Below are 17,049 nucleotides of genomic sequence, written 5' to 3' on the forward strand. Positions count from 1 at the left end.
GGTTGGAGAGCAGGTCGTCCAGGTCGCTCTTGCCGATGATCGAGCGCAGCGAGGTCTGGGCCATCTGCGAGACGGCGAAACGGTAGTCCTCGACCTTGACGATCGCGTCGGCCGCGTCGACGACCTTGAAGTAGACGACCGCGTCCACCCGGACCGTCACGTTGTCGCGGGTGATGCCCTCCTGCGCGGGCACCGGCATCGTGACGATCTGCATGTTGACCTTGAGGAGTTTGTCCACGAACGGGACGACCGTGGTGAAGCCGGGCCCCCGCACCTCGCCGACCACCCGCCCGAGGCGGAAGACCACCCCGCGCTCGTACTGCTTGACGACCCTCGCCGCCGCGGCGGCGTAGACGGCGCACGCGGAAGCGGCCGCCACGCCCGCCACCAGCAGTTCCTGGAGCATCCTGACCCCCTAGCGGAGAGGTCTTTTGTCTGCTCCTGCAAGGGTATGCCCGGTGCCTGCTCCAGGGCCACGATCACCCCGGAGCAGGCACCGGCCCCGCTACTTCACCGCCGTGACCTTCACCGGCTCGGTACCGGCCGCGCTGTGCCGCTCGGCCCAGTTCTCCAGGGCCTTACGGCAGGCGTGGTCCAGGTGGTGCAGGCCGGAGAGGTGCAGCTCGACCGGCCGGTCCTGGGGGAGCGCCTCCAGGCTGTCGAGGATCTTCGGCAGCCGCAGGAAGGTCGCGTTGCCCGTCAGATACGCCTGGACGGGCCCGGCGCCCTTGTCGACGACCTCCAGCTTGATGTGCGAGGCCTCCCACGCGGTCTTGGCGACAGCCAGCGCGAGCCCGATGAGCACGCCCTCGAACATGCTGACCGCGACGATCGACAGCGCCGTGACGACCAGGATCAGCGCCTCGCCCCGGTGCTCGCGCCACAGCGACAGGATCTCCCGGACGGGGATCAGCTTGGCGCCGGCGTGCACCAGGATGCCCGCCAGGGCCGGGATCGGGATGTACGCGAGGACGTTCGGCAGCAGCGCCGCGAACAGCAGCAGCCATACGCCGTGCATGACCCGGGACGCCTTCGTCCGCGCGCCCGCCTGCACGTTCGCCGCGCTGCGCACGATCACCGCGGTCATCGGCAAGGCGCCGAGCAGTCCGCAGATCGTGTTGCCCACGCCCTGCGCGACCAGTTCCTTGTCGTACTCGGTGCGCGGCCCGGAGTGCAGCCGGTCCACCGCCGCCGCGCTGAAGAGCGACTCCGCGGACGCGATCAGCGTGAACGCGACCACCGTGCCCAGCAGCCCTACCTGCGCCAGCTCACCGAACGCGCCGAGCGGCGGCGGCTGGAGCGACCCGAGCAGCCCCTGCACCTCGACGGTCGCCACCGGCAGCCCGAAGGCGAGCGCGGCGAGCGTCGCCAGTCCTACGGCGGCCAGTGGACCCGGCACCGTACGGATCCTGGCCGGCAGCCGCTTCCACAGCACCAGGACGGCGATGGTGGCGGCGCCGAGCGCGAGCGAGGCCAGCGCCTTCGTGTTCCCGGCGGCATCGACGAGCGCGCCGGGCAGCTCGGCTATCTTGTCCAGACCCGAGGCGGGGGCCTTCGCCCCCGCCACCGAGTACAACTGCCCGGCGATCAGCACCAGTCCGATACCGGCCAGCATGCCCTCGACGACCGAGACCGAGATGGCCCGGAAGTAGCGCCCCAACTTCAGGACGCCCATGAGGACCTGGAGCACACCGGTCGCGAGCACGATGACCCCGAGGGCGGGCAGTCCGTACTCCCGTACCGCCTCGAAGACCAGCACGGTCAGACCGGCGGCGGGACCGGACACCTGGAGGCTGCTGCCCCGCATGAGTCCGGTGACGATCCCGCCCACGATGCCGGTGACCAGGCCGAGTTCGGCCGGCACACCGGAGGCGACGGCCACGCCCACGCAGAGCGGGAGCGCGACCAGGAACACGACGAGGGAGGCGGCGAAGTCCTCCCGCAGATGGGGGAATTTGGTCGGCATCGGCGCGCTCACAGGGACTTGAAGGCGTCGGCGGCCGGGTCGTGCACCAGGACCGCACCCGTGTGGACCTCGTAGAACCAGGCGTGCAGGGCGAGTTGACGGTCCTTCAGCTTCTTCTCGATGTACGGGTACGAGCGCAGCCGCAGCAGTTGCGTCAGGACATGGCTCTGCACGCCTTCGGAGACGGCCGGGTCGTCGACCGTCCCCTCCGGCTTCGGGGTCGCGTGCGTGAGCCAGTCGCGCACGGCCGGTACGGCGGTCAGGTCGTCGCCGCGCACCAGGGCGCCGACCGCGCCGCAGTGCGAGTGGCCGCAGACCACGATGTCGGAGACGCCGAGGACTTCCACGGCGTACTCGATGGTGCACGCCTCGCTCGTGGGGTGCTGGGAGGCGTACGGCGGAACGATGTTGCCGGCGGTGCGCAGCTCGAAGAGCTGGCCGGGGCGGGCGCCCGTGATCAGGGCCGGTACGACCCTGGAGTCGGAGCAGGTGATGAACAGCACCTGCGGGGACTGGCCTTCGGCGAGTTTGGCGAACTCCTCAGGGCGTTGTCCGAACGTACGGGCGTTGTCGATGAGGGGCTGCATGGGCGTGAGTACTCCTCCTGGCGCGCCCTCTGGGCGCGTCGGGCTTGCATGACAGTGTGCGTGGGGGAACTGACTGCCTGCTCGGCTCTCAGCAGCGGAAGACCTGAAGTGCCGCCGGAGAGTGCGCTGTCGAGGATCTCACTGTGCGTTGGTGCGCCGCGCCGGGCGCCACCTGTGTTCGTACGGCCGCCGGGTCCTGCGTAAGCAGGGGGCGTTCGGGTGTCTCGGGCCCGCAGTCGACGGTGCGGAAACGGTCGCGCAGACGCAGCGGGACGGTGGGGGACCCGGAGGCGCCGCAGTCGCGGAACGTGATGGTCTCGGAGCGCAGGGCCTTGCCGCTGAGCTTGAGCCCGGGTTGTGCCTTGGCCTCCGCATGACGCGCTGTGTGCGCGGGTGCGAAGGATTCCATGGGTGCGAAGAACGGCAGGGCGAGCAGGACCGCAGTGAGGAGCGTCACGACGGTCCGGGCTGTCTTACCTCGGAACATGCGCCCCCCTTCAACTGGTCCGTGCTTCTCGTGCAGACCAAGGCCAGGTCAACGGCTGGTCAAGTGACACGGTAACCCGGTGAAGTTGTTTGCAGGGTTAACGGAGCGTTTCCGTTCCGAGAGAGCGTGAAAAGCGCGCCTCGGCTGGCGTGAACTAGGCGGTTTCGACGAGGCTCTTGGCGTCGCGGGCGAGTGCGGTGAGGCGGGAGATCGCGCGGAAGTACTTCTTGCGATAACCGCCGTTCAGCATCTCCTCGCTGAACAGCCGGTCGAAGGGCAACCCCGAGGCCAGGACGGGCACTTCACGGTCGTAGAGCCGGTCCGCGAGGACGACGAGCCGCAGGGCGGTCGACTGGTCGGGTATCGGCCGGACGTCGGTGAGGCAGACCGCCTTGAGGCCGTCGGTCAGGGCGCCGTAGCGACTGGGGTGGACCTTCGCGAGGTGGGCGAGCAGGTGCGGGAAGTCGTCCAGGGAGGCGCCGGCGGTGGCGTACGCCGCCTTCGTGACCTGCTCGTCGGTGAACGGCGCCGGGGCTTCCGGCAGGCCGCGGTGGCGGTAGTCGTCGCCGTCGATGCGCAGCGAGCGGAAGTGCGCGGACAGGCCCTGGATCTCGCGCAGGAAGTCGACCGACGCGAACCGGCCCTCGCCGAGCTTGCCCGGCAGCGTGTTGGAGGTGGCGGCGAGCGCCACACCCGCGTCGACCAGCCTGCCGAGCAGGGTCGACACCAGGACGGTGTCGCCCGGGTCGTCCAGCTCGAACTCGTCTATGCACAGCAGACGGTGGCCCGACAGCGTCCGCACGGTCTGCTGGAAGCCGAGCGCGCCGACCAGGTTCGTCAGCTCCACGAAGGTGCCGAAGGCCTTGAGCGCGGGCTCGGCCGGGGTCGCGTGCCACAGCGAGGCCAGCAGGTGGGTCTTGCCGACGCCGTAGCCGCCGTCCAGGTAGACGCCACGGGGGCCCGCCGGGGTCTTGGCCGCCCTGCCCCTGCCGAAGCCGAGAAAACCGCGCTTCGCGGTGGCGGCGTGCGCCCCGCCGAGTCCGGCGGCGAAGTTCTCCAGGACGCCGACCGCCTCGGTCTGGCTGGGCTGGTTCGGGTCCGGGAGGTACGTGGCGAAGCGCACCGAGTCGAAGCGCGGCGGCGGCACCATCTCGGCGACCAGCCGGTCCGCGGGGACGAACGGCTCACGGGCGCACAGGGACAGCGGGGCCGCGTCTGCTATCGGGCTGATCCCGGAGGCGGCGGAGGAGGACGACACGGTTCACCACTCTAAGGGCCGTGCCACACTGCACGACATGCGACGCCTGTTCCCTGTGACCGACGAAACAGCAGCCCAGGCCTCGGACGGGGCCCCTGACGCGCGTGGGACGGACCAGGAGTGGGGGCTCGCGGAACTCGCGGAGGCGTACGCCTACCCCGCCGCCGACGGCCCCTGGCTGCGCGCCAACATGGTGTCCACACTCGACGGGGCCGGTCAGCACGAGGGCCGCTCGCAGCCCATCTCCGGGCCCGCCGACATGCGGATCTTCGGCACCCTGCGGGCGTTGGCGGATGTCGTGGTCGTCGGTGCGGAAACGGTACGCCAGGAGGGTTACCGGCCCGCACGCGCGCGTGCGAAGTTCGCGGCGGCCAGGGCTGCGGCCGGACAGGGGCCCGCCCCCGTGATCGCCGTCGTGACCGCAAGCCTCGACCTGGACTTCTCGCTTCCGCTCTTCGTCTCGCCCCTGGTGCCGACGCTGATCCTGACGGGCGCCGCGGCCGCCCCCGAACGGGTCGCGGCGGCCGAGGAAGCGGGCGCCCGGGTGGTGGCCGCCGGTGACGGCGCCGGCGTGGACCCCGCGCGGGCCGTACGGGTGCTCGCGGACCTCGGGCACACCCGGCTGCTGACCGAGGGCGGGCCGCGGCTGCTCGGGCAGTTCGTGGCCGCCGGGGTCCTCGACGAGCTGTGTGTGACCCTCTCGCCGATGCTCGTGGCGGGGGAGGCGCAGCGGATCGCCGGGGGGCCGTCGGTTAAGGTTCCTCAGCGCTTCGAACTGGTGTCCCTGCTGGAAGAGGCCGGGTTCCTGTTCGGTCGCTACCGTCGGACCTGAGAACGGGCGGAATGATCCGTTCCGTTTGTCTTTCGACGGGCACACTAAATCCGGCAGTACCCGTGCGATCACGGGGCAGGATGGTTTCCGCAGGGCCTGGCAGGCCCACGGAGGAGAGAGGGCCCGAGGGTCCTCCAAGGAGAAGGGGCGCCTGGTGTTCACAAGCGTACTGATGATCGAGAAGGCCCTTACGTCCGCCGACGTGGAGTTCGTCACCACCTTGCACGGTGACGAGACCGTCTCCTTCCACGTATTGCTCCAGCCCCGCGGCGACCAGGCGGACCGCCTGCTGCGGGCCATCGACGACGTCGCCCTCGGCGAACTCGACGAAGCGGCGCACGAGCGGGAGACCCCCGAGGGGAAGGACGCGGCGGAACTGGGCGCACAGGCCCTCTCGGTGTCCCTGGAAGCCCTGCACGCGGCCGGCAGCGCGGCGGAGGGGCGCCTCATCAAGGACCACCCGCTGGACGCCCTCAAGACCCTGGTGGACGAGATCGGCGCCGACGAGGTCATCGTGCTGACCGACCCCCACTACGTGGAGGAGTTCTTCCACCGCGACTGGGCCTCGCGGGCCCGTCACAAGGTCGGAGTACCGGTGCTGAAGCTGTTCTCGCACAGCAAGGAGTAGCGGACGGGTGCGGCGGGCGGGTGTCCGTGATTGTCGGTGGCACCGAATAGGCTGGCCGCCGAACGTCCGTCGTATCCGTACGGAACCAGCACGCACAGGGAGACACTCATGGCACCCGGCCTTCCCACCGCCATGGACCGACCGCACTTCATCGGCATCGGCGGGGCCGGAATGTCGGGGATCGCCAAGATCCTCGCGCAGCGCGGCGCGAAGGTCGCGGGCAGCGACGCCAAGGACTCCGCGACCGCCGACGCGCTGCGCGCCCTGGGCGCCACCGTGCACATCGGGCACGCGGCGGAGCACCTCGCCGACGACGCCACCTGCGTGGTCGTGTCGTCGGCGATCCGCCAGGACAACCCCGAGCTGGCCCGCGCGGCCCAGCTGGGCATCCCGGTCGTCCACCGCTCGGACGCCCTCGCCCGCCTGATGGACGGCCTGCGCCCGATCGCCGTGGCCGGCACCCACGGCAAGACGACCACCACGTCGATGCTCGCGGTCTCGCTGACCGAGCTGGGCCTGAGGCCCTCGTACGCGATCGGCGGCGACCTGGACGCCCCCGGTTCGAACGCGCTGCACGGCGACGGCGAGATCTTCGTCGCCGAGGCCGACGAATCGGACCGCAGCTTCCACAAGTACGCGCCCGAGGTCGCGATCGTCCTCAACGTGGAGCTCGACCACCACGCCAACTATGCGTCCATGGAAGAGATCTACGACTCCTTCCAGACCTTCGCCGACCGGATCGTGCCCGGCGGCACCCTGGTGATCTCGGCGGACCACGAGGGCGCGCGAGAACTGACGCGCCGGGTGGCCGACTCCGTTTCCGTGAAGACGGTGACGTACGGCGAGGCGGAGGGCGCCGACGTCCGCATCCTCTCCGTGGTCGCGCAGGGCCTGAAGAGCGAGGTGACGGTGGTCCTGGGCGGCGAGGAACTCACCTTCACCGTCTCGGTCCCCGGCCGCCACTACGCGAGCAACGCGGTCGCCGCCCTCGCCGCGGGCGCCGCGCTCGGCGTCCCGGCGGCGGAACTGGCGCCCGCGCTGGCCGCCTACACGGGCGTCAAGCGGCGCCTCCAGCTCAAGGGCGAGGCGGCCGGCGTCCAGGTGATCGACTCCTACGCCCACCACCCCACGGAGATGACGGCGGACCTGGAGGCGATGCGCGCGGCGGCCTCCACCGCGCGGCTGCTGGTCGTCTTCCAGCCCCACCTCTTCTCCCGCACCCAGGAGCTCGGCAAGGAGATGGGCCAGTCCCTCGCCCTCGCGGACGCCTCGCTGGTCCTGGACATCTACCCGGCCCGCGAGGACCCGATCCCCGGCGTCACCAGCGACCTGATCATCGAGGCCGCGCGCGCGGCGGGCGCCGACGTGACCCCGGTCCACGACAAGGCGGACGTCCCCGAGGCCGTCGCGGGAATGGCGAAGCCCGGTGATCTGGTTCTCACCATGGGAGCGGGCGATGTGACAGACCTCGGCCCGCGGATCCTGGACCGTCTCGCGAAGTAAGGGGCTGAGCTTCATGTCGTACGACGTCGAAAAGCCGGACGAGGAATGGCGCGCGGAGCTGAACCCGGCCGAGTACGCGGTGCTGCGGCAGGCAGGCACGGAGCCCGCCTTTGTCGGTGAGTACACCGACACCAAGACGAAGGGCGTCTACTCCTGTCGCGCCTGCGGCGCCGAACTCTTCACCTCGAACGAGAAGTTCGAGTCCCACTGCGGCTGGCCGTCCTTCTACGACCCGAAGGACACCGACGCGGTCGAACTGATCCAGGACCGCTCGCACGGCATGGTGCGCACCGAGGTGCGGTGCGCTCGGTGCGGGTCGCATCTTGGGCATGTGTTCGAGGGAGAGGGCTATGCGACGCCCACGGACCAGCGCTACTGCATCAACAGCATTTCGCTGCGGCTGACGCCGGAAGAGGGCTGAGCGCTCCGGACGCGGCAGTGCCGTGATCACAAGTGCGTAGGTCAGTGCCCGTCCACCGTGCGCGACGGTGGGCGGGCACCCGCATGTGTGTCACTTCTTCTTCGGCGCACCGAGCGCACCGCGGCCAGCGGTACCGGCCGATCCGGACAGGACCTCCTTCCTGAAAGGAGTCGGCCGGTGTCGGACACGGACGGGGCGTGGAATCCATGACGGAACAGGAGATCCGTCGGCGGCGACGGGCACGCTTCGAGGACCGCGAGGTGATTCGGCTGTGCGCGTGGAAGGAAGGCGAAAGGGCGCCGAGCGGGGCGCTGAGGTCGATCAGGGTGTGCAGGTCGGGGTGGTCGAGGACGGATGCCATGTCCTCCACGTCGCCCAGGAGCAGGTGGGATCGTCCGGGCCGCAGCAGGGGTCTGCCGTGGGCGAGGACGGTGGGGTCGTTGTCGACGTGGACGACCGTGGTGTCGGGGTGGTGGAGGGCGGCGACCTCGTGCACGCTGTCCTGGGTGGGCAGACCGGCACCCAGGTCGAGCAACTGGGTGATGCCCCCCGGCGGTCATCGCGGCCACGACCCGTACCAGCCGGCGGCGCATGGCGCGGGCCAGCAGAGGTGCCTGCGGGTTGGCGGCGGTGATGCGCCGGGTGGCCGCGCGGTCGGCGGGATAGTGGGTGCGGCCGCCGAGGAAGTAGTCGTGGATCCGGGCCACATTGGGCACGTCGGGTTCGATGCCGGGCGGACCCTGTGGCGCGATCGGCTCGTCGGCCATGAGGAGTCACCTTTCGCTCAACGAGCTTCCAATGAGCTTCCAACGGGCTTCCAACGGGCTTCGCCACGTGGGGAGTTGCGCGGGGGCGCGACTTGGCAGGTCACCATCTTCCGTCCAGTTGTCCGGGGCGGGGAAGACAGTCGCCGGTCACATGGGGAGGTCGGATCGCGCACGGCCGTGGTCGTGCCCGAACCGGAGCCGCGCCGTCAGATGTCCTCGGAGACCGGGCGGAGCAAGTCGGGATCGATGTCGGTCACGCCGTCCGCGTGGTCGAGTCGGGCGGCCGCCGCCAGGAGGCGGTCGTACTCGCCCTGCCGCGAGAGGAGCCGGAACGCGTTGGCCGTGTGGATCAGGCCGTCGATCGCGATCTCCGCCTCGTCGTTGGCGACCAGGTGGAGGACCGAATCGAGGGCCGGGACTCGCTCTCCCCGGGCCGCGGTTCGTCGCTTCAGGGCGTCGACCAACGCGCGGATGTCGTCGTCTGCGGAACTGTTCATCGGCTGCGTGGATCCTCGGAGTCGGTCGTACGGGAGACCTTGCGCAGTCCGTAGAGGGCGGCCCCGAGGACGAGGACCGCGGTGCCGGAGATCACGGTGCTCGCGGGCAGGGCGAAGGCGAGCGTCGCACAGCCCGCGAGGCCGATGACGGGGACGAGGCGGTTCGGTCGGCCTTCTTCCGCGGTGAGGGTCCAGGCGGAGGCGTTGGCGATGGCGTAGTACGCCAGGACACCGAAGGAGGAGAAGCCGATCGCGCCGCGTACGTCCGTGGTCGCGGCGAGGACGGCGACCACCGTGCCGACCGCGAGTTCGGCGCGGTGGGGAACACCGAAGCGGGGGTGGACGGAGGCCAGGGCGTGCGGCAGGTACCGGTCCCGGGCCATGGCGAGGGTGGTGCGGGAGACTCCGAGGATCAGCGCGAGCAGTGAGCCGAGTGCGGCCACGGCGCCGGCGACGCGGACGGCCGGCACCAGCCAGTCGGCGCCCGCCGCGCGCGCGGCGTCCGACAGCGGGGCGGTGGCGTGCGCCAGACCGTGCGGGCCCAGCAGCGTCAGGGCGGAGACGGCGACGAGGGCGTAGACGGCGAGGGTGATCCCGAGCGCGATCGGAATCGCGCGCGGGATGGTGCGGGCGGGGTCGCGGACCTCCTCGCCGAGGGTGGCGATACGGGCGTAGCCGGCGAAGGCGAAGAAGAGCAGACCCGCGGCCCGGAGCAGTCCGCCGACGGTGGTGTCCGAGCCGATGCCCAGCCGTGCGGTGTCCGCGTGGGCGGAGGTCAGGGCGGTGATGATCACGGCGCAGAGCACGGTGAGGACGACGGCGACGACGGCGCGGGTGAGGAGCGCGGACTTCTGCACGCCGGTGTAGTTCACCGCGGTCAGCGCCACTACGGCGGCCACGGCCACCGCGTGCGTGTGACCGGGCCAGAGGTAGGCGCCGACGGTGAGGGCCATGGCCGCGCAGGAGGCCGTCTTGCCGACGACGAAGGCCCAGCCGGCCAGGTGGCCCCAGAAGGCGCCGAGGCGTTCGCGGCCGTAGACGTAGGTGCCGCCGGACTGGGGGTAGAGGGCGGCCAGTCGTGCCGAGGACGTCGCGTTGCAGTAGGCCACGACGGCGGCCAGCGCCAGGGCGAGCAGCAGTCCGGAACCGGCCGCGTCGGCCGCCGGGCCGAGGGCCGCGAAGATCCCGGCTCCGATCATCGATCCCAGGCCGATCACGACGGCGTCGGACAGGCCCAGACGCCGCTTCATCCCACCCGTGCCCGCCTTCATCCCACCCGTGCCCGCCGGTGCTCTTTCCGCGTGCATCGCCCTCTCCTTTTCGTACTCGGCGAACGGTAGCCGAGTACGAGGAGGAGGTGTGCCTTCGCCCGGTCACCCCGCTCCCGCGACCGCGCGGCCGGGACGTCGCCCGGGTCGACGTGGCCGCCGCCGCTCCCGTTCCCGGACACGCCGATCTGCTCCCGCAGTGCTGGGCACCGACGCGATCGAGTCGTCCGCCGCGACTCCCTCGCCCCGCCCGGCACCCCACGAACCCCGACGACGCCCCGTGGCGGGTCAACCCGTCGTCGCGCGGTTCGCGCGGACTCTATGCCCGTTCGCGGCCGAGCGCCCCGAGGACGGGCGGACCGGCCGCAGACGTTGTCACGGTCGGCACAGGAGACTCGGTGCGTACACGTTTTGCCGTTCTCGGACCGGTCAGGGCCTGGCGCGGCGACACGGAACTGGCGCTGGGACCCCCCAAGCAGCGCGCTCTGCTCGCGCTGCTGCTGACCGAGGCGGGGCATCCCGTCGCCGTCCACGAGATCGTCGACGCCCTGTGGGGACAGGATCCGCCGGACAGCGCCGTCAACGTCGTCCAGCGGCACGTCGGAGCACTGCGGCGGCTGCTCGAACCCGAACTACCGGCGGGGGGCCAGTCACGGTGGCTGGTGCGCGGCTCGGGCGGCTACCGCCTCGAAGTCGGCCCCGACGATCTCGACCTGCTGCGCTTCCGGGCCCTGCGGCAGCAGGCCGCACGGGACGGCCAACCTCCCACCGCCACCGGGCTGTTGATCGAGGCACTGGCCATGTGGCGCGGGCCGGCCGCCTCCGGGATCGCGCCCGAGGCGCGGTCCCACCCGGCCTTCACCGCCCTCGACGACGAGCACCTGGCCGCCGTCAAGGAGGCCGCCGAACTCGCCCTGGAAGCCGGACCGGGCCTGGGCGCAAGGGTGTTGGTGACGCTCCGGCAGGCCGCGGCCCAACACCCGTTGGACGAAGGGCTGCAGGCCAGACTGATCCTGGTGCTCGCGGCAACGGGCCATCAGGCCGAGGCCCTTGACGTCCACCGGACCGTACGCACCCGGCTCGCCGACGAGTTGGGCGTACAGCCGGGCCCAGAACTCCAGGCGGCTCTGCAGCGGGTCCTCGGACACACCCGCACCCCGGGTGCCGTCACGCCCTCCCGAGGAGCGCGGCCGGCCGGACCCGGCGAGGACGCGGAAGAGGTGCCGGCGTCGGAGCCGGACGCTGTCGCCACGATCCGCCCGGCTCAACTCCCGGTGGATCTGCCCGCCTTCACCGGCCGTCGCAATGAACTCGCCCATGTCCAGGAGCTGTTGCCCGGGTCCGACGCGTCGACGCCGACGGTGGTGATCAGCGCCATCGGCGGCATGGCAGGCGTCGGCAAGACGACCCTGGCGGTGCACTGGGCGCACAGCGTCGCCGACCGGTTCCCCGACGGGCAGCTCTACGTCAATCTGCGCGCCTTCCATCCCAGCGGTTCGATCATGAGCGCGGCCGAGGCCATCCGGTCGTTCCTCGACGCGTTCGGCGTCCCCGGGCAGCGCATTCCCGCCGGGCTCGACGCGCAGGCCGCGCTGTACCGCAGCCTCCTCGCCGACCGGCGTGTCCTCATCGTGCTGGACAACGCCCGCGACACCGAGCACGTCCGCCCGCTGCTGCCCGGCGCCCCCGGCTGCCTGGTCCTCGTCACCAGCCGCAACCAGCTCTACGGCCTGGTGGCCGGCGAGGGCGCCCACTCGCTGACGCTGGACGTGCTCACCGAGGCGGAGGCACGCGCGTTCCTGTCCCGCCGGCTCGGTGCCCAACGGATCGCGGACGAACCCGACGCCGTCACGGAGCTCATCACCCTGTGCGGCCGGCTCCCGCTGGCGCTGGCCGTCGTCAGTGCCCGCGCGGTGGTGAACCCGGCCTTTCCGCTCGCCTCCATCGCCGCCGAACTCTCCGACAGCGAGGACAGTCTCGACGCGTTCGCCGGAGAATCGCCCGCCACCGACGCCCGCAGCGCGTTCTCCTGGTCGTACCAACTCCTCAGTCCCGCCGCCGCCCGGGTGTTCCGCCTGTTCGCCCTGCACCCGGGACCCGACTGCTCGCTCGCCGCCGTCGCGAGCCTCGCCGGGCAGCGGGTCGGCCAAGTGAGGCCGGTCATGGCCGAGTTGGCCCGGGCGCATCTGATCTCCGAACCCCTGCCGGGCCGTTACGGCTGTCACGAACTGCTGCGCGCCTACGCCGCCGAACTGGCCCGCGCACACGACTCCGCGCAGGAACTGGACGCGGCCGGGCGCCGCATGCTCGACCACTACCTGCACACCGCGCACGCGGCCGACAGCCTGCTGATGCCCAGCCGCGACCGCGTCCAACTGCGGCCCCACACACCCGGGGTGACCGTCCCGAGGCTGCCCGACCAGGCGGCGGCGGTCGACTGGCTGGAGACCAACCGCTCCGCCGTCCTCGCCGCGATCGAGCAGGACGCCCGGCACGGCGGCGGCGAACACAGCTGGCAACTGGCCTCGGTCCTGGAGCTGTACCTCGACCGGAACGGCCGCTGGCCCGAGCAACTCGACGCGCAGACAACGGCAGTTGAAGCGGCCCGGCGCCTGGGCGACATACCCGGCCAGGCCTTCGCCCACCTCGCGCTCGGATTCGTCAGCGGTCGTCTCGACCGGCCGGACGAGGCCGACGCCCATCTGTCGCGCGCCCTGGAGCTGTTCGGCGAGATCGGCGACCCGGCCGGCCGGAGCAGGACCCTGCGCAGGCTCGCCTTCCTGGCCAACGGGCGCGGACGGCACGAAGCGGCCCTCGGCCACTACGCCGAGGCGAGCGCGCTCTGCCGTGCGGCCGGGCGGCGCAACGACGAGGCCGGCATCGCCAACGAGGTCGGCTGGACGTACATCCTGATGGGCAAGTACGAGGACGCCCTGTCCGAGTGCGGCCGGGCGGTCGCAGCCCACCGGGAGACCGGTGACCGCAACGGTGAGGCCGCCGCCCTGGACAGCCTCGGCTACGCCCATCACCACCTGCACGACCACGAGCGGGCGCTGGAGTGCTACGAACAGGCGCTGCGGCTGTACCGGGAGATCCGCGACCGCTACCTGGAGGCCGACACCCTGGTGCACATCGGCGACACCCACCGCGCCGGCCACCAGGACACCCGGGCCGCGCTCGCCTGGCGGGCGGCGCTCGGCATCCTCGACGAGATCGGCCACCCGGACGCCGAGCAGGTCCGGCACAGGCTGACGGGCCCCGCCGAATCCGAACGGCCTTCGCGACAGTAAAACGTCAGCGTCCCGAAAGCGGGCCCTGCCTACGATCCCCGCTCCGCTCCACCCGGAGCCGGAAGCGCGTACGGCATTCCCCTTCAGGACTGGAACATGACCCCCATCACTTCCACGGACCTCCCCACAGCCGCGCACCGCAACCAACTGCTGCGCACGATGATGTCCGAGCACGCGAAGGCACTGCTCGCCTACGCCGACAAGCTGCTGAACGACCGTCACATGGCGGAGGACATCGTGCAGGAGACCCTCATCCGCGCCTGGCCGCACGTGGAACGCCTCTACAGCACCGAGGGATCGGTACGCGGCTGGCTCCTCACCGTGACCCGCAACCTCGTCGTCGACCGGACGCGCAGCGCCGTCGCCCGCCACGAGACCATCGGCGCCGAGGACCGGGACGTGCCCCTGCCCGACCACACCGGCGCCGTACTGGCCTCCGTGGTGGCGACCGGCCTGCTGCGCCGACTGTCCCACGAGCACCGGGAGGTCCTGCTGCACACCTATCTGTGCGGCCGGACCGTGCAGGAGACGGCGCGCGTCCTCGGCATACCGGCGGGCACCGTCAAGTCCCGCCGGCACTACGCCCTGAACATCCTGCGCGCCGAGGCCGGCAAGGGGCTCACGCCCGAACGGTGAGCCGGACATCGAGGACCGGGATGTCGACGTGGCCGTCGGCGTCGGTGCGCCGGTGCGCGCCGTTCGCCTCACCGTGGACCAGGCCGGTCCGGCCCCCGCACCGACTGCGGGGCGGCGCGCTGCCCGCCCGTCTGCGCCGGATCGGGGACCACGACCGGGCGGTGCGCCCCGTCGGCCGCCGGCCCGGGCCTCGTGCCCGCGCCGTTGCTCGTCGTGTCCACCCAAGCCCTCCGAGGTTCCGTTCCACCGACTACACGGAGCCACCCGGCGAGAACGTTCGATGCGAAGTCGCCCGAACCTTTCGGAACGTGGCGAGCACGTGCGACGCGAACTCGGTTGAACCTTTCACGACACCGACCCCGTGTACACGACACCCTCCTCGGGCTCCTTCGTGCCCATGATCTGGGGTGCGAAGTCCGTCACCGACGCCTCGCTCGCCCAGGCCCGGTCGTACGGCCCGTATCTGCTGGGGTTCAACGAACCCGACATGGCGCAGCAGTCGAACATGACGGTCGAGCAGGCGCTGCAGCTGTGGCCCAAGCTCATGGCGGCGGGCAAGATCCTGGGCTGCCCCGCGGTCGCCTACGGCGGGGACACGGCGGGCGGCTGGCTGGACCGCTTCATGTCCGGGGCCGGGGCGAAGGGCTATCGCGTCGACTTCATCACCCTGCACTGGTACGGCGGCGACTTCCGCACCCCGCAGGCCGTGCAGCAGCTGACGTCGTATCTGGCCGCCGTGTACGCGCGCTACCACAAGCCGATCTGGCTCACCGAGTACGCGCTGATCGACTTCTCCCAGGGCACCCGTTTCCCGTCCGCGCAGCAGCAGGCGGACTTCGTCACCGCGTCCACCAAGGCGCTCGACGGCCTGTCCTATGTGCAGCGCTACGCGTGGTTCGGGTTGGGCGCCGACCCGTCGAAGCCGAGCAGCGGGCTCTTCGTCAACGGCACGACGACGACCGCGGCGGGCCGGGCCTTCCAGTCCGCGGACTGACCGGCCCGGCCGCGTACAAGGTCAGGGGCTCACTCCCCAGGTGATGCGGTAGCCGCACTCTCCGGAGCAGGTGGGGACGCTGGTCGCGTCGTCGTTGACGTAGGAGTACGCGAAGGGCTCGGCCTTCTTGAACACGGCCGCCGAGTCGACGGGCCAGGTCGAGGGGACGCACTGGGGGCGCGCCGCGTAGGCGCCCGTGCAGCAGGTCTTGTCGGTCTTGAACACCAGGCAGGCGCTGAGGCACGCGACGACGCGACCGCCCCTGATCCGCTGCAACTTGGCGGGGCAGGTCGCGTTGGCGTCCCGGGTGCACCCGGCGGCGGAACAGCCGTTCGCGTCGATCTTGTCCTGGGCCGAACCGCCGTAACTGTTGATCCACATCGGCAGGTTGTTGCCCTCGACCAGGCTGACGTCGTAGAAGTCCATGCCGTTCCAGGCGTTCAGGTTGAACTCGGCCAGTGTGGAAGGGAATTCGCCCCAGGTCGACCCGCACTGGAAGTGGCCGCAGTCCCCGGTCGTGCAGTGGCCGTTGCCGGCCGAGTCGAAGGAGCAGCCGGTGCGCCCACACCCGGACGTCCCAGTGGTCGGGGACCGCGAAGCTGACGCTCGCCCCGGGCTTCAGCTCCCAACCCGTCGCCTCCACAGGGTGTTTGGGGTCCGCGGCGATCGCCGGCCAGATCGTCCGGTCGAGCCGGTTGACCAGCGTGACGGTCCGTTTGCCGACGGCCTTCACCTGTCCGGCGGACGTACGGGACGGCGAGGCGGTGACGCGGGGCGACCTGTGTGCGTGAGGAGTGGGCGAGGACGTGGTCCGCGGTGACGTGGTCGTCGTGGGCGAAGTGCGGGGGAGGGACGGGGAGTCGGCGGTCGCCGTGGCGTGCGTGGACGACGGGTCCGCGACGGTACGGCCTCCCGGCGGCGGCCCCGTCTGCGCGCGGGCCAGCAGTACGCCGGTCACCACCGCGAGGCAGGTGAGGACCGCGGCGGCGATCAGGGCGGCCTGTCTACGAGGCATCTCTCAACACTCCTGTCCGTACCCACATCTCCGCCGTGCGGCGACGCGGCCGGCGGAGCTTCCGTAGAGGAGACCGGCGGCCGTCGTGCCGGACAACGGAAAACGGGACGGCAATACCTGTTTCGGACGAGTGCGCCGTGGGTGAGCAGTGCTGGCCATAAGTCGATCAGAAGTTGGCAACCCGGCCGCGATTGATCGGCCGTACATTGCGTCAGCGGGGCCGAAGATCATCTGATCGGCCCGGAAGTCCGGATACCCGCGACCTTGTCGCAGGAATCGCGACCATGTTCAGAAAGTGCTCTGGAGACACACCGATGAAGATCGCCAAACGTCTCGTCCTCACCACCGCGGCCCTCACCGCCGTAGCCGGCGCCACGCTCGCGAGCGCGACCGTCGGCCAGGCCGCCACCCCGAAGCCGCCCGTCCGCCTCGGTGTCACCGTGCCCGACGCGCTGAAGGTCCCCGACGGCAACAAGCTCACCGGCGTCTTCTCCGCCGCCGGCGTCCAGACCTACACCTGCACCAACGGCGCCTGGACCCTGCTGGAGCCCGCCGCCACCCTGTGGGCCAAGAACGACCGCACACACCGCTCGGTCGCCCTCCACTCCCGTGGCCCGGTGTGGGTGTCCACCGTGGACGGCAGCGCCGTCAACGGCTCCGCGATCGCCAACTCGCCCAAGACCGGCACCATTCCGGAGCTGCTGCTGAAGGCCACCGCCACGCGCGGCACGGGCGTATTCGGCGGCGTCTCCTACATCCAGCGCCTGGGCACGGACGGCGGCGTCGCCCCGGCCGGTGCCTGCACGGGCACGGACCAGGTCAGCGTCCAGTACACCGCCACCTACGCGTTCTACAAGCCCGCCGAGTAACACGGCAGTTGGTACGAGGGCAAGGGCAGTG

16 protein-coding genes and 2 pseudogenes are annotated in these 17,049 nt (G+C 71.2%); 8 read left to right on the forward strand and 10 right to left on the reverse strand.

Annotated elements, in window-relative coordinates; translation table 11 throughout:
- The 5 genes from AB0I51_RS12735 to zapE all read right to left on the reverse strand — a co-directional run.
- Positions 1–406, reverse strand: a 406-nt coding sequence (locus AB0I51_RS12735; protein WP_362974221.1) for an SPFH domain-containing protein, incomplete at its 3' end; no start/stop codon positions are given.
- 99 nt (positions 407–505) lie between these two features.
- Positions 506–1,966, reverse strand: coding sequence for a SulP family inorganic anion transporter (locus AB0I51_RS12740; RefSeq protein WP_362974223.1), 1,461 nt, complete (start codon positions 1,964–1,966; stop codon positions 506–508).
- 8 nt (positions 1,967–1,974) lie between these two features.
- Positions 1,975–2,553, reverse strand: coding sequence for a carbonic anhydrase (locus tag AB0I51_RS12745; RefSeq protein ID WP_362974225.1), 579 nt, complete (start codon positions 2,551–2,553; stop codon positions 1,975–1,977).
- An 88-nt stretch (positions 2,554–2,641) separates the two neighbouring features.
- Positions 2,642–3,040, reverse strand: a complete 399-nt coding sequence (locus AB0I51_RS12750; RefSeq protein WP_362974227.1) for a hypothetical protein — start codon at positions 3,038–3,040, stop codon at positions 2,642–2,644.
- Between the two features lie 154 nt (positions 3,041–3,194).
- On the reverse strand, positions 3,195–4,298 hold the full coding sequence (gene zapE / locus AB0I51_RS12755; protein WP_362974229.1) for a cell division protein ZapE: 1,104 nt from the start codon (positions 4,296–4,298) through the stop codon (positions 3,195–3,197).
- A gap of 37 nt (positions 4,299–4,335) precedes the next feature.
- On the opposite strand from zapE, the gene AB0I51_RS12760 reads away from it, so the two are divergent.
- The 4 genes from AB0I51_RS12760 to msrB all read left to right on the forward strand — a co-directional run bounded on the left by AB0I51_RS12760 (position 4,336) and on the right by msrB (position 7,682).
- Positions 4,336–5,130 carry a pyrimidine reductase family protein gene (locus AB0I51_RS12760; protein ID WP_362974231.1) on the forward strand — a complete coding sequence of 265 codons (795 nt, stop codon included), beginning with the start codon at positions 4,336–4,338 and terminating at the stop codon, positions 5,128–5,130.
- 154 nt (positions 5,131–5,284) lie between these two features.
- Positions 5,285–5,758 (forward strand): indole-3-glycerol phosphate synthase, encoded by a 474-nt coding sequence (locus AB0I51_RS12765; protein WP_362974233.1) that lies wholly within the window; start codon positions 5,285–5,287, stop codon positions 5,756–5,758.
- 108 nt (positions 5,759–5,866) lie between these two features.
- Entirely contained in the window at positions 5,867–7,261 is a 1,395-nt protein-coding gene (gene murC / locus AB0I51_RS12770; protein ID WP_362974235.1) for a UDP-N-acetylmuramate--L-alanine ligase, read from the forward strand.
- Between the two features lie 13 nt (positions 7,262–7,274).
- Positions 7,275–7,682 carry a peptide-methionine (R)-S-oxide reductase MsrB gene (gene msrB, locus AB0I51_RS12775; RefSeq protein WP_362974237.1) on the forward strand — a complete coding sequence of 136 codons (408 nt, stop codon included), beginning with the start codon at positions 7,275–7,277 and terminating at the stop codon, positions 7,680–7,682.
- Here the strand turns inward: msrB and AB0I51_RS12780 are convergent.
- The 4 genes and pseudogenes from AB0I51_RS12780 to AB0I51_RS12795 form a co-directional block, all read right to left on the reverse strand.
- The gene (locus AB0I51_RS12780; protein WP_362974676.1) at positions 7,642–8,178 is read right to left on the reverse strand and encodes an SAM-dependent methyltransferase; all 537 of its coding nucleotides are present in this window, start codon (positions 8,176–8,178) and stop codon (positions 7,642–7,644) included. The genes msrB and AB0I51_RS12780 overlap by 41 nt on opposite strands.
- Positions 8,179–8,296: 118 nt before the next feature.
- A pseudogene (locus tag AB0I51_RS12785) lies at positions 8,297–8,449 on the reverse strand (SAM-dependent methyltransferase); the annotation flags it as partial.
- Positions 8,450–8,655: 206 nt separating this feature from the next.
- Entirely contained in the window at positions 8,656–8,946 is a 291-nt protein-coding gene (locus tag AB0I51_RS12790) for a hypothetical protein (RefSeq protein ID WP_362974239.1), read from the reverse strand.
- Entirely contained in the window at positions 8,943–10,253 is a 1,311-nt protein-coding gene (locus tag AB0I51_RS12795; RefSeq protein ID WP_362974241.1) for an APC family permease, read from the reverse strand. The genes AB0I51_RS12790 and AB0I51_RS12795 overlap by 4 nt, the downstream gene beginning before the upstream one ends.
- A 359-nt stretch (positions 10,254–10,612) precedes the next feature.
- Between AB0I51_RS12795 and AB0I51_RS12800 the strand changes: the two genes are divergently transcribed.
- The 3 genes from AB0I51_RS12800 (at position 10,613) to AB0I51_RS12810 (ending at position 15,134) form a co-directional block, all read left to right on the forward strand.
- Positions 10,613–13,504, forward strand: a complete 2,892-nt coding sequence (locus AB0I51_RS12800; protein ID WP_362974243.1) for a BTAD domain-containing putative transcriptional regulator — start codon at positions 10,613–10,615, stop codon at positions 13,502–13,504.
- A gap of 96 nt (positions 13,505–13,600) precedes the next feature.
- The gene (locus AB0I51_RS12805) at positions 13,601–14,140 is read left to right on the forward strand and encodes a sigma-70 family RNA polymerase sigma factor (protein ID WP_362974245.1); all 540 of its coding nucleotides are present in this window, start codon (positions 13,601–13,603) and stop codon (positions 14,138–14,140) included.
- Between the two features lie 361 nt (positions 14,141–14,501).
- Positions 14,502–15,134: a glycosyl hydrolase gene (locus AB0I51_RS12810; protein WP_362974247.1), complete on the forward strand. Its 633-nt coding sequence runs from the start codon at positions 14,502–14,504 to the stop codon at positions 15,132–15,134.
- Between the two features lie 21 nt (positions 15,135–15,155).
- On the opposite strand, the pseudogene AB0I51_RS12815 reads toward AB0I51_RS12810, so the two are convergent.
- Positions 15,156–16,149, reverse strand: a pseudogene (locus tag AB0I51_RS12815) (thaumatin family protein).
- A gap of 314 nt (positions 16,150–16,463) precedes the next feature.
- Here AB0I51_RS12815 and AB0I51_RS12820 point away from each other — a divergent pair.
- Complete coding sequence (locus AB0I51_RS12820) at positions 16,464–17,018, forward strand: DUF3455 domain-containing protein (RefSeq protein ID WP_362974249.1); 555 nt, start codon at positions 16,464–16,466, stop codon at positions 17,016–17,018.
- Positions 17,019–17,049: the final 31 nt, after the last annotated feature.

The organism is Streptomyces sp. NPDC050549 (assembly GCF_040655035.1).
In the GTDB taxonomy this organism is placed as follows: Bacteria; Actinomycetota; Actinomycetes; order Streptomycetales; family Streptomycetaceae; genus Streptomyces.

Excerpts from the sequence above, each read along its gene's own strand:
- AB0I51_RS12820 (WP_362974249.1), top strand. The coding sequence starts at position 16,464 with ATGAAGATCGCCAAACGTCTCGTCCTCACCACCGCGGCCCTCACCGCC.
- murC (WP_362974235.1), top strand. The coding sequence starts at position 5,867 with ATGGCACCCGGCCTTCCCACCGCCATGGACCGACCGCACTTCATCGGC.
- AB0I51_RS12790 (WP_362974239.1), bottom strand. The coding sequence starts at position 8,946 with ATGAACAGTTCCGCAGACGACGACATCCGCGCGTTGGTCGACGCCCTG.
- AB0I51_RS12760 (WP_362974231.1), top strand. The coding sequence starts at position 4,336 with ATGCGACGCCTGTTCCCTGTGACCGACGAAACAGCAGCCCAGGCCTCG.
- AB0I51_RS12805 (WP_362974245.1), top strand. The coding sequence starts at position 13,601 with ATGACCCCCATCACTTCCACGGACCTCCCCACAGCCGCGCACCGCAAC.
- AB0I51_RS12795 (WP_362974241.1), bottom strand. The coding sequence starts at position 10,253 with ATGCACGCGGAAAGAGCACCGGCGGGCACGGGTGGGATGAAGGCGGGC.
- AB0I51_RS12740 (WP_362974223.1), bottom strand. The coding sequence starts at position 1,966 with ATGCCGACCAAATTCCCCCATCTGCGGGAGGACTTCGCCGCCTCCCTC.
- msrB (WP_362974237.1), top strand. The coding sequence starts at position 7,275 with ATGTCGTACGACGTCGAAAAGCCGGACGAGGAATGGCGCGCGGAGCTG.
- AB0I51_RS12745 (WP_362974225.1), bottom strand. The coding sequence starts at position 2,553 with ATGCAGCCCCTCATCGACAACGCCCGTACGTTCGGACAACGCCCTGAG.
- AB0I51_RS12750 (WP_362974227.1), bottom strand. The coding sequence starts at position 3,040 with ATGTTCCGAGGTAAGACAGCCCGGACCGTCGTGACGCTCCTCACTGCG.